The 9,876-nt window shown below is 60.9% G+C and carries 9 protein-coding genes and 1 pseudogene; 6 read left to right on the top strand and 4 right to left on the bottom strand.

Going from position 1 to position 9,876, the window contains the following annotated elements; all coding sequences use genetic code 11:
* Positions 1-106: 106 nt before the first annotated feature.
* Both AC13C7_RS19385 and AC13C7_RS19380 read right to left on the bottom strand, forming a co-directional pair.
* Positions 107-538: an aminotransferase class I/II-fold pyridoxal phosphate-dependent enzyme gene (locus AC13C7_RS19385; protein WP_482868435.1), complete on the bottom strand. Its 432-nt coding sequence runs from the start codon at positions 536-538 to the stop codon at positions 107-109.
* Positions 539-916: 378 nt separating this feature from the next.
* The gene (locus AC13C7_RS19380) at positions 917-1,309 is read right to left on the bottom strand and encodes a hypothetical protein (RefSeq protein WP_482868434.1); all 393 of its coding nucleotides are present in this window, start codon (positions 1,307-1,309) and stop codon (positions 917-919) included.
* A gap of 278 nt (positions 1,310-1,587) precedes the next feature.
* Between AC13C7_RS19380 and AC13C7_RS19375 the strand changes: the two genes are divergently transcribed.
* Entirely contained in the window at positions 1,588-1,848 is a 261-nt protein-coding gene (locus AC13C7_RS19375) for a hypothetical protein (protein ID WP_446119647.1), read from the top strand.
* 128 nt (positions 1,849-1,976) lie between these two features.
* On the opposite strand, the gene AC13C7_RS19370 is transcribed toward AC13C7_RS19375, so the two are convergent.
* On the bottom strand, positions 1,977-2,273 hold the full coding sequence (locus tag AC13C7_RS19370; RefSeq protein ID WP_235952682.1) for an ArsR/SmtB family transcription factor: 297 nt from the start codon (positions 2,271-2,273) through the stop codon (positions 1,977-1,979).
* A 152-nt stretch (positions 2,274-2,425) separates the two neighbouring features.
* Here AC13C7_RS19370 and AC13C7_RS19365 point away from each other — a divergent pair, with 152 nt between their 5' ends.
* Together AC13C7_RS19365 and AC13C7_RS19360 are read left to right on the top strand one after the other, a co-directional pair.
* Complete coding sequence (locus tag AC13C7_RS19365) at positions 2,426-3,394, top strand: efflux RND transporter periplasmic adaptor subunit (protein WP_482868433.1); 969 nt, start codon at positions 2,426-2,428, stop codon at positions 3,392-3,394.
* A complete protein-coding gene (locus AC13C7_RS19360) occupies positions 3,391-6,627 on the top strand; it encodes an efflux RND transporter permease subunit (protein WP_482868432.1) in 3,237 nt (1,078 codons plus the stop codon). The genes AC13C7_RS19365 and AC13C7_RS19360 overlap by 4 nt, the downstream gene beginning before the upstream one ends.
* 163 nt (positions 6,628-6,790) lie before the next feature.
* Here the strand turns inward: AC13C7_RS19360 and AC13C7_RS19355 are convergent.
* Positions 6,791-6,959: pseudogene (locus AC13C7_RS19355) on the bottom strand (transposase); the annotation flags it as partial.
* A gap of 208 nt (positions 6,960-7,167) precedes the next feature.
* Between AC13C7_RS19355 and AC13C7_RS19350 the strand changes: the two are divergent.
* From AC13C7_RS19350 to AC13C7_RS19340, 3 genes are all read left to right on the top strand, one after another.
* On the top strand, positions 7,168-7,536 hold the full coding sequence (locus AC13C7_RS19350) for a hypothetical protein (RefSeq protein ID WP_172319877.1): 369 nt from the start codon (positions 7,168-7,170) through the stop codon (positions 7,534-7,536).
* A 66-nt stretch (positions 7,537-7,602) separates the two neighbouring features.
* Positions 7,603-8,226 carry a cupredoxin domain-containing protein gene (locus AC13C7_RS19345; protein ID WP_172319878.1) on the top strand — a complete coding sequence of 208 codons (624 nt, stop codon included), beginning with the start codon at positions 7,603-7,605 and terminating at the stop codon, positions 8,224-8,226.
* Positions 8,227-8,274: 48 nt separating this feature from the next.
* Entirely contained in the window at positions 8,275-9,861 is a 1,587-nt protein-coding gene (locus tag AC13C7_RS19340) for a cytochrome c oxidase subunit I (RefSeq protein WP_482868431.1), read from the top strand.
* The last annotated feature ends 15 nt before the right edge of the window (positions 9,862-9,876 follow it).

The following is a 9,876-nucleotide window of genomic DNA, read 5'->3' as shown; positions in this document are numbered from 1 at the left end:
ATCTCCCGCCGCGTCACCTTCTTCTTCATTGCGTCACGAAGGCCGGGAATGGCTGGCTGCTTAGGCATCGGCGGGCTCCTCTGTCATCCGCCAGAATCCTACCAGATCACGCCGAAATGGGGAGGTTCTTCAGAGAGTCCCTTAGTGATCTGTGATCACACAATGTTCCGTAGACATGAACACCGATGACCGCGCCAGTTTTGTCAGATATTGCGCGCTCTACTGCGCGCGGATCCAAGGTCAGCGTATGTTCATCAACGTCAGCAAAAATTGGATGAAAACCGCTGGCGGTAATAGCATGGGCTGTTGCTGCGAAGGTCAGTGGCGAGGTAATGATTTCGGAGCCCGCAGGTAGGTTCAAGCTCAAGATAGCGACCTGGAGGGCCGCCGTGCCATTGCAAAAAAGCCTGGCGGTGGGGACTCGCAGAAGCGACGCAAGCTCTGCTTCCAGTCGATTGTGAAGCGGGCCTTCGTTGGTAACGATTTTGGTTGCCCAAACTTGTTCAAGTAATCCTGTCAGATCAGAAAGCGGTGGCATCAACGGTTGCGCGACATATAGAGGCTTCAAGACTCTCCCCCCCATTTGGTGAAGAAGTTCACAAAAGACGTGAAAAGCCACATTCTTGTCGCGGGCTGCATATTCAGTCGTCCAGCTCTATCTCCGAATTCAGGTCCTTCACGATTCGTACCGACTGCCGAAGCAGTCCCGAAACTCGACAATGTCAACATCCGATTCTCACTCTCCAACGACGCTGCGCCTGCCCTTCAATACGGCCAGCACCCTGAAACAACTTCGGAGGTTGGAACGTCTTCCATTGTCTACCTCAACAACTAAGAAAGCTTCCTGCTGGTACTTGCAAATTTAGTCAAGGGCGTAAAGGGATGATCCGCTTGCCCACTAAAGAAAGTGACGGCATCACGGCCAGCATAGGCCGTATTCCTTTGAGTAGCAGATTCGCTTCCCGAGCGCCCCCTGAAGCAAGACGCGTCTCTGCTCAACCACCGGGGTCGGCTGCCAAGTCTTTGTCGATTTCTCACGCTCGACACCGGCTTTCGTGGTCCAATGCTTGATTACTACCCTGATGGCGGCGCGGTGGTTCCATCGCCAGACGATCTCGTCGAGTTGTCCGCGCTTTGATGCCAACGCCCTGATAAGGCGTATCTTTGAATGTGGGAGGGTGCGCCCTGCATCAAGCTGGAAGGCCATGAACCGTACAATGAGTTCCGCGTCGATCCTGTCGGTCTTGGCGCGTGTGCCCCGGCTGACGGCGAAGGCTTTGATCTGGGCTGGCGGCAATTGCCGCGTCAAGATCCGGGCAGCGTCAAGGGCGGACCACAGACGCCATACACCGCACCGTCAGCAACCTCTGCCAAGGCGGCTGGCGGGGGTAAGTTAGCAGACTGGAGAAACAGAAGAGGTCAGTTCTGCCTTGGCGGGACTCGCCGAGAGGGATGCGAATGGCGCGGAGTGACCGGGCACGGGGCATCGACCCGGCGCTCTTCGACTGCGGCTGGAGCAGGGTTTCAGGATCCTGGCAGGGACTTTCCAGGCTCGCGAAGATGGTTCGGGCCGCGCGTGGGTGTTCGATGGCGATCTTCAAGGCCATTTCACAAGGGGGCTGCCACCCCGGGGCGCAACTGTGGGCTCAGCACATCTATCTCACGACGAAGTCGATCCATATCCTCGGCGGTCGCGGCACTCATGACGGGAAGAAACAGCTCTCGAAAGCCGAGATCGACCGTGTGGCGCGGCGGTTCGAGAACCGATGGAACAAACGCTACAGTCCCAAGCTCGGCCACCTTTTCTGCATATCTGCAATCAATCGCTGCACGCCGAACCGTCGTTAGGTGGGACCAATGTGAATCGGGCCCGTTGCGGGCCGCAACCTTCACCGATTTCACGTGCTTTGGCCCGAAATCTTCGGCTCACCTTGCTCCGCTCGTCAACCGGCAATTCTCCACGACCGGAACGGCACCTACTTGACGTCACGAGGTTCTTGGCAACTCAAATGTGCCAATAGATCCAGACAACGCGGATCGGTGATCGAATAGTTTATCTGCAAGCCATCTTTCTCACCCTTGACCAACCCGTCCCGCCGCATTTTGGCCAGATGCTGCGAAATCGCCGATTGCGACAGCCCCACGACCGCGCAAAGCTCGGATACCGAGGCCTTGCCGGATGAAAGTCGGCACAGGATCAGCAACCGGCTTTTGTTGGACATCAGCTTGAGCAGCCCGGCGATCTCCTCGGCGCGGGCTTCCAGATCTGCCAAGGCGTGGTTTTGGAACTGCGACATAAAGGCATATCAATCCGGTTGACACTAATTCAGTAATAACTAATTTAGATTTTGCTAATCTTTCTGTCAACTACCCATCCCGCTACCCCGTCTTCCCGCCTCCGACACCCGACGCTGAAAGCTCTGCCATGTTCAAGCCCTTACTCCTTTCCATATTTCTTGCCACGCCCGCCCTGTCCCAAACCGCGCCGGTTCTCGAGGTCGCGACCACCATGATCGCCGACCGCAAGGCGGTGTTCGCAACGGTGGAAAGCGTCGATACCCTGACCGCGCGGACCCGCATCGGCGGCACCATCGCGGAACTGATAGTCGATGAGGGCGACAGCGTCGCGGCGGGCGAAGTGCTGGCGTTGGTGGTCAATGATCAGATGGCCCCGCAGATCGCCTCTGCCAGTTCGCAGGCCGATGCGCTCGAGGCCGAACTGGTCCAGGCCCGCGAAGACCTGGCCCGCGCCGAGGATCTCTTTGAACGCGGCATCGTCGCGCAGACCAGGCTGGATCAGGCGCAAACCGCGGTGGCGGTGCTCGAAGGCCGCCTGGCCGCTGCCAACCAGGCGCGCGATGTGCTGGTGCAACAGGAACGCGAGGGCGCGGTTCTGGCCCCCGCCGCGGGCCGCGTGCTGGACGTTCGGAGCCCGCAAGGAAGCGTCATGTTACCGGGTGAACCGGTCGCCATCATCGCCTCGGACCGCTACCTATTGCGTCTGAACCTGCCTGAACGCCACGCCCGTTCCATCTCCGAGGGCGACGAGATCGAGGTTGCCGGGGCGGCGCTCGGGGCAGATGTGGCCCCCACCGGCGTGATCGTCCAGGTCTATCCGCGTATCGAAAACGGCCGCGTCATCGCCGATGCCGAGGTCGACGGATTGGGCAGCTTCTTTGTCGGCGAGCGCGTGCGCGTGCACGTGACGGTCGAGCGACGCGAAACGATCATCTTGCCACGCGCCTATATTTCCACCCGGTTCGGCAATGATTTCGTCACCGTCGAAACCGAGGAAGGCAGGCATGACATTGTTGTCCTCCTCGGGGCGGAAACCCCGCAAGGTGTTGAAATTCTGACAGGGTTGTCAGTTGGCGACCGGGTGGTGCGGCCATGAAATTGGGGATTTCCGGGCACCTGACGCGTGCCTTTGTCCGCTCGGCTCTGACACCGCTCTTGCTGTTGGCCTCGCTGGCCGTGGGATTGATCGCGCTAACGGTTATCCCGCGCGAGGAAGAACCTCAGATCTCGGTGCCGATGGTCGATGTGATGCTGCGTACCGATGGGCTGCGCGCGACCGACGCGGTGGAACTTGTGACCGAACCGCTGGAGGCGATTCTGCGGTCGATCAACGCGGTTGAGCATGTCTATTCGCAGACCGAGGATGACCGGGTCATGGTCACCGCGCGGTTCGAGGTCGGCACCGACCCCGATGACGCCATCCTGCGGGTGAACGAACGGATCATGGCCAATATGGATCGCATCCCGCAGGGCATTCCGCAGCCCTTGATCGTCGGGCGCGGCATCAATGATGTCGCCATCGTGTCGCTGACGCTTTCGCCCGCGCCCGAGTCCGCCGAACACTGGGACGACCGGGCGCTCTATTCGCTGGCCGAAGAATTGCGCGCGGCGCTGATGTCGGTCGAGGATGTCGGCTTGACCTATATCGTGGGCGGGCGCACCGATCAGATCCGGATCGAGCCCGACCCCGAACAGTTGGCGCTTTACGGCGTCACCCTGCAACAGCTGGCCGCGCGCGTTTCCGAGGCCAACCAGACCTTTCCCGCCGGAGAAGTCTCGACGCTGGACCGCACGCTCTCCGTTACCGCGGGACAAACGCTGCGCGGCCCCGGCGATATCGGCCTGCTGCAGCTGACGACCCGCGATGGGCGCCCGGTCTATGTCCGCGATGTTGCCGATGTCATCGTCGGCGGCGCGCCGGTCGAGGCACGCAGCTGGACCCTGACCCGCGAAGAGGGTGAGGCCGAGTGGACCCGACTGCCTGCCGTGACGCTGGCCATTGCCAAGCGCGAGGGGGCCAATGCCGTGTGGGTGGCCGAAAACGTGATGGAGCGGCTGGAGCTCCTGCGCGGCGAACTGATCCCCGAGGATATTACGGTCGAAATCACCCGCAACTACGGCGAAAACGCCGATGAAAAGGCCGATGAACTGATCTTCACCCTCGGCCTTGCCACCGTTTCCATCGCGCTTTTGGTGGTGCTTTTCATCGGTTGGCGCGAAGGGCTCGTGGTGGGCATCGTGATCCCCACAACCATTTTGCTGACGCTCTTTGCCTCGAATTTCATGGGCTATACGATTAACCGGGTCTCGCTCTTTGCGCTGATCTTTTCCATCGGGATCCTTGTCGATGACGCCATAGTGGTGATCGAAAACATCTCCCGGCACTGGGCCATGGGCGGCCGCCGCACCCGCACCCAGGCGGTGATCGAGGCCGTGGCCGAGGTTGGCAACCCCACCATCATCGCCACCCTGACCGTGATCGCCGCGCTGTTGCCGATGCTGTTCGTCTCGGGGCTGATGGGGCCCTATATGGCCCCGATCCCGGTCAATGCCTCGGCGGCGATGGTCTTTTCCTTCTTCGTGGCCGTGATCCTGACCCCGTGGCTGATGATGCGCATCGCCGGGCGCGGTGCCATGACGGCCGGGGATCATGACGATGACCGGGAAAGCCTTGTTGGCCGGATCTTCCGCCGGGCCGCCACACCGATTGTCGCCAGCCGCTGGCGCTCGGGGCTGCTGCTGGTGATTGTGCTGGCCCTGACGGCGGGATCGCTGACCTTCTTCTTTGATCGCACCGTGACGGTCAAGCTCTTGCCCTTCGACAATAAATCCGAGTTTCAGGTGATCCTCGACATGCCCGAAGGCACCAGCCTGGAACGCACCGAGCGCATTCTGGCCGAGGCCGGCGAACGCCTGGCCGCCCTGCCCGAGGCCACTTCGATCCAGATGAATGCCGGCACCGCCGCGCCGTTCAACTTTAACGGTCTGGTGCGCCATTATTACTTGCGCAACCGCCCCGAACTGGGCGATTTGCAGGTCAACCTGCTGCCGCGCGACGAACGAACCCGCGTCTCGCATGACGTGGCTCTCGAAGCGCGCGAATTGCTGGCCGATATCGAGCTTCCCGAAGGCGGCTCGATCCGCATCGCCGAAGTGCCACCCGGGCCCCCGGTTCTGGCCACTCTGCTGGCCGAGATCTACGGCCCCGATGCCGACACCCGCCGCGCCGTCGCCCGCGAAGTCAGCGAAGCCTTCGCCTCGGTGCCCTATATCGTCGATATCGAGAACAGTTTCGGCGTTCCGCGTCCGCGCTTGCGGCTGGCCATCGACCAGGACAGCCTGGAGTTCTTCCGGGTCCGTCAAAGCGATGTCTACCAGACCATCCAGGCGCTGTTTGAAGGCGTCCCGGTGGGCTATTCGCATCGTGGCGAAGGCCGCGACCCGACCGAGATCCTGGTGGCGCTGCCGCGTGGCGAGCTGACCTGGACCGAACGCTTGGCCTCGACCCCGGTTCCCGCCAACCTATTGCCCGGAGATCGTGGCGTGGTGGAACTGGGCGACGTGGTTTCGGTCAGCGAAGAGCTGGGCAGTTATCCGATCTTCCGCCGCAATGGCCGCTTTGCCGAGATGGTGATGGCCGAGATGGCGGGCGATTTCGAGGCCCCCATCTACGGCATGATCGCGGTGCAGGACGCGCTGGATGACCGGCCCTGGTCGGACGCGGTGCCGCGCCCCGAGATCAGCTTCTATGGCCAGCCCGCCAGCGACACCACGCCGACGCTGCTCTGGGATGGCGAATGGGAGGTTACCTATGTCACCTTCCGCGACATGGGCGCCGCCTTTTCCGTGGCGATCCTGGCGATCTATGTGCTGGTGGTGGCGCAATTCGGGTCGTTCCGGGTGCCGTTTGTCATCCTCACACCCGTCCCGCTGACCTTTATCGGCATCGTCTTCGGCCACTGGCTGTTCAACGCGCCCTTCACCGCGACCTCAATGATCGGGTTTATCGCTTTGGCCGGGATTATCGTGCGAAACTCGATCCTGCTGGTCGATTTCATCCGCCATGGCGCGGCCGAGGGTGAGCCGTTGCGCGAAACGCTGCTGCGCGCGGGGGCGATCCGGTCCAAGCCGATCCTGCTGACGGCGATTTCCGCGATGATCGGGGCCTCGGTGATCCTGACCGATCCGATCTTCCAGGGATTGGCGATTTCGCTTCTGTTCGGTCTGGTTTCATCGACCCTGCTGACGGTATTGGTGATCCCGGCCATCTACGTGGTGTTCAAGAATGCCGACGCGCCCTATCGACCGAATGAACCCGAAGCGATCTAAGAGTCCGATTAAGAACTCGGGCGTTTCAGGTTTTGACGGAAGCTCATCCGGCTCTTGTGAGGTAATTCGCACACTTTTGTGGAGTGAATTTGTTGAGGACGGGACCAACGGCGCGCCGGAGGGACTCGCGGAATCTGGCAGCCGTTTTGCGGATCCTGTGTTAGAGCCTGGCGAAGACTTGTTCTATCGGGTTCAGGTCAGGGCTGTAGGGGCGGCAGGAACAGAAGGTTGGCGCCAGCCGTGCGGATTGCCTGTCGGACGGCCTGGCCTTTGTGGTTGCCGAGATAGTCCATCACCACCACATCGCCGGGCCTGAGCGTAGGCACCAGCCGAGGCGCCCCGGCGGGTCGGAAACTGCGCACCGACAGGTCGCTCGCCGCGTGCGGAAATGCACGTCCTTCTTCGAAATTCTCGCGGCCGGGGCCAAGACGATTGATTATTATGTTTCATGTGATAATGTGTCGCATCAGGGGAGCGTTGGCCATGTCATTGGGGACGGCCAGTTTTATTTCGCAAAGGTGCGTTTGCACTTTTATTTCGATGATGATCGTTCTGACGATCGCCATCGGACTTTCGACATCTACGGCTGCGTCGATGGGCGGAGGGATGACCTCCGACATGTCTCGGGAATCCGCCTCGCAGGCCTGCCAGGCCGAGGTTTCCGGCAGCCTGGCCGAACAGCCCTGTGACGCCGGTGACGACGAACCGAGAGGTTATGCAGCCTGTCCGATGTCGGGCCTGTGTGCCAACATGTCTTCCGGCCCGACCCATTGCGGCTTGCTGGGCCTGACCAGTATCGCCGAGTTGAACCCCGAGAACATCTCGTTTGCGACGGTCCGCTATCTCCGCACCGAGGTTCACGCGGCCGACCTGCCTGCCGACCCGAGGTTCCATCCTCCGATCCTCTGAACCGTTTGTCGCGGCTGCCCGTTGTGCGGGCCGCCAGGAAACACGTTCAAGGGAAGGAGAATTGCAATGGAAAATGCACTCGGACTGGCCGGTTACCAGTCCACGATGATCATCATAGTTTTTGTGGTGCTGGGGCTGGGGATTGCGGCGTTGTTCGCCGCGCTGTTCCTGCCGGCGCGCTGGCGATTGCCGTATTCGATGGAGTTCCTGTTCGTCGGCCTCCTTCTGGTGATGGTCTGGTACGGCGATCGGCGCAGCGCCGAGATTTTCGCTGCCTATCAGGCACCGCTGGAAGAAGAAGGCGTTCTGGAAGTCGGCTATGAACCCGGAGAGGGGGAGTTCGACCGGGTTATCCGTGTTCTGGCCTTTCAGTGGGGCTTTGCCTTCATCAACGAAGAGGATGAGATCTCGCGCAATGCGGCGGTCGTTCAGCCCGGTGAAAGGGTGCTGTTCAGCTTGTTCGCCAATGACGTCATCCACGGCTTCAACATCCCCGCCGCCGGCATCACCGCCGAGTTCGAGCCGGGCGCCGAGCGCAACGTATGGATCCGCGCGCCCGAGGAGCCGGGCCGCTACCTTGTCCAGTGCCTGAACTACTGCGGCGTGGGACACGCGCAGATGAAGGCCTGGCTTGTCGTTCAGGACGACGAAGGCGATGGCGACGAAGATCATGAAGGGGACGCGGCCTGATCCTGGGCCCATCCGTGACAACGCATTCAGAATTGAGGAGTCCGCACCATGGCAAGTGCACATGATGCAGAACGTATGGGGACAAAACCCCACTGGGAGCCGGAGGACGTCATCGGCAAGATGACCCTTTCAACGCTGCTTTTTTCCGACCACTACCGGCACATCGCGATCAAGGGGATGCTGACCTCGGTGGTGATGCTTGGCCTTGGCGGCCTGATGGCGATCTTGTTCAGGACCGAACTGGCCTATCCCGACATTCAGATCCTGGATGCCAGACCCTACATGTCGCTGATGACCTTGCACGGCATGTTCATGGTCTTCGGGTTCATCATTCCGTTCGTGGTTTCGATCATGTACTACATGATGCCCAAGATCCTCGGCACCGAGGAACTGCTGTGGGCGCGCGGCGCGCAATGGAGCTACTGGACATTGATCCTGGCCGCGGTGCTGCTGGTGATCTCGCGGCCCGATTTCACCTGGACATTCTATCCGCCCATGTCTCTGCGCGTTGGGGGCAGCCTGGTCTGGATGGGATATGTCGCGGTTGCCCTGGTGGCGCTCTCGGAGTTTCTCGCCGGTGCGGTGCTGCTGAAGAACGGTTTGGCGGCGGCCAGGCGCAAGGGATACAGCAAGCTGCCCCTGATGGGCTGGGGCGCGATTTCCGAAGGTATCCTGCTGGCCCTGTCGACCCCCATTCTCGGGCTTGTCGGTGTTGTCATGCTGACCGACTGGCTGGAAATGACGGCGCTGTTCGATCCGGCGCGCGGCGGCGACGTGATGACCTTCATGTTCATGTTCTGGTTCTATGGCCACCCGGCGGTCTATCTGCCGCTGATGCCGACGGTGGCGATCCTCTATACGCTTCTGCCCAGGTTTCTGGGTCGCCCGATCTGGAGCTACTGGTCGGCGGTCACGGCTTTTGCACTGCTGACGCTGTTGGGCTTTATCGTGTATCCTCATCACTTCCAGCCGGCCGAAAACGTCAGCGGTTGGTTGCAGCGCGCGACACAGATCCTGACGCTGCTGATCTTCATCCCGTCCACGCTGCATGTGTTCAACTGGATCGCCACGCTCTGGTCCGATCCGATTCCGGATACGGCGCGGCGCGCGGTGCCGTTCAAGTTCATGATCGCGTCGATCTTCTTTCTGATGTACGGCGGTGTGACGGCCTATGTGAACGCCCAGATCGCGACCGACAGCGATTTCGTGCACAACACCTACTTCGTGCCGGCGCATTTCCACGCGATGTTCGTGGGCTTCATGGCCAATATGGCAATGGCGGGGATCTACTACCTCTATCCCTACTTCACGGGCCGGATGTACAGTCAGGGAATGGGAAACACCCATTTCTGGTTCTGGCAGATCGGCATCTTCACCAAGGTCACGATGATGTACCTGCTGGGGTTCAACTACTTCCCGCGCTGGGTGGTGGATTACCTGGACCTGCCGCAATGGTCGACACCGCAACTGATCCTGACCGGGGCGGCCTACCTGATCGGCCTCGGCTTTATCGTGTTCGTCTATAACATCATGCGCAGCTCAACCCGTGGCGTCGCCGTGTCCGGCGACCCCTGGGCAATCGGCGACAGCGACAGCGCCAAAGCCGGCTCGGCCAAGCCGGTCCCTGCGGAATAGGAAGGAGAACCTAAA

It is taken from the genome of Alterinioella sp. B-7 (assembly GCF_056857775.1).
Note: the sequence above shows the minus strand (reverse complement) of the source record. Positions and strands in the feature narration are given on the sequence as shown.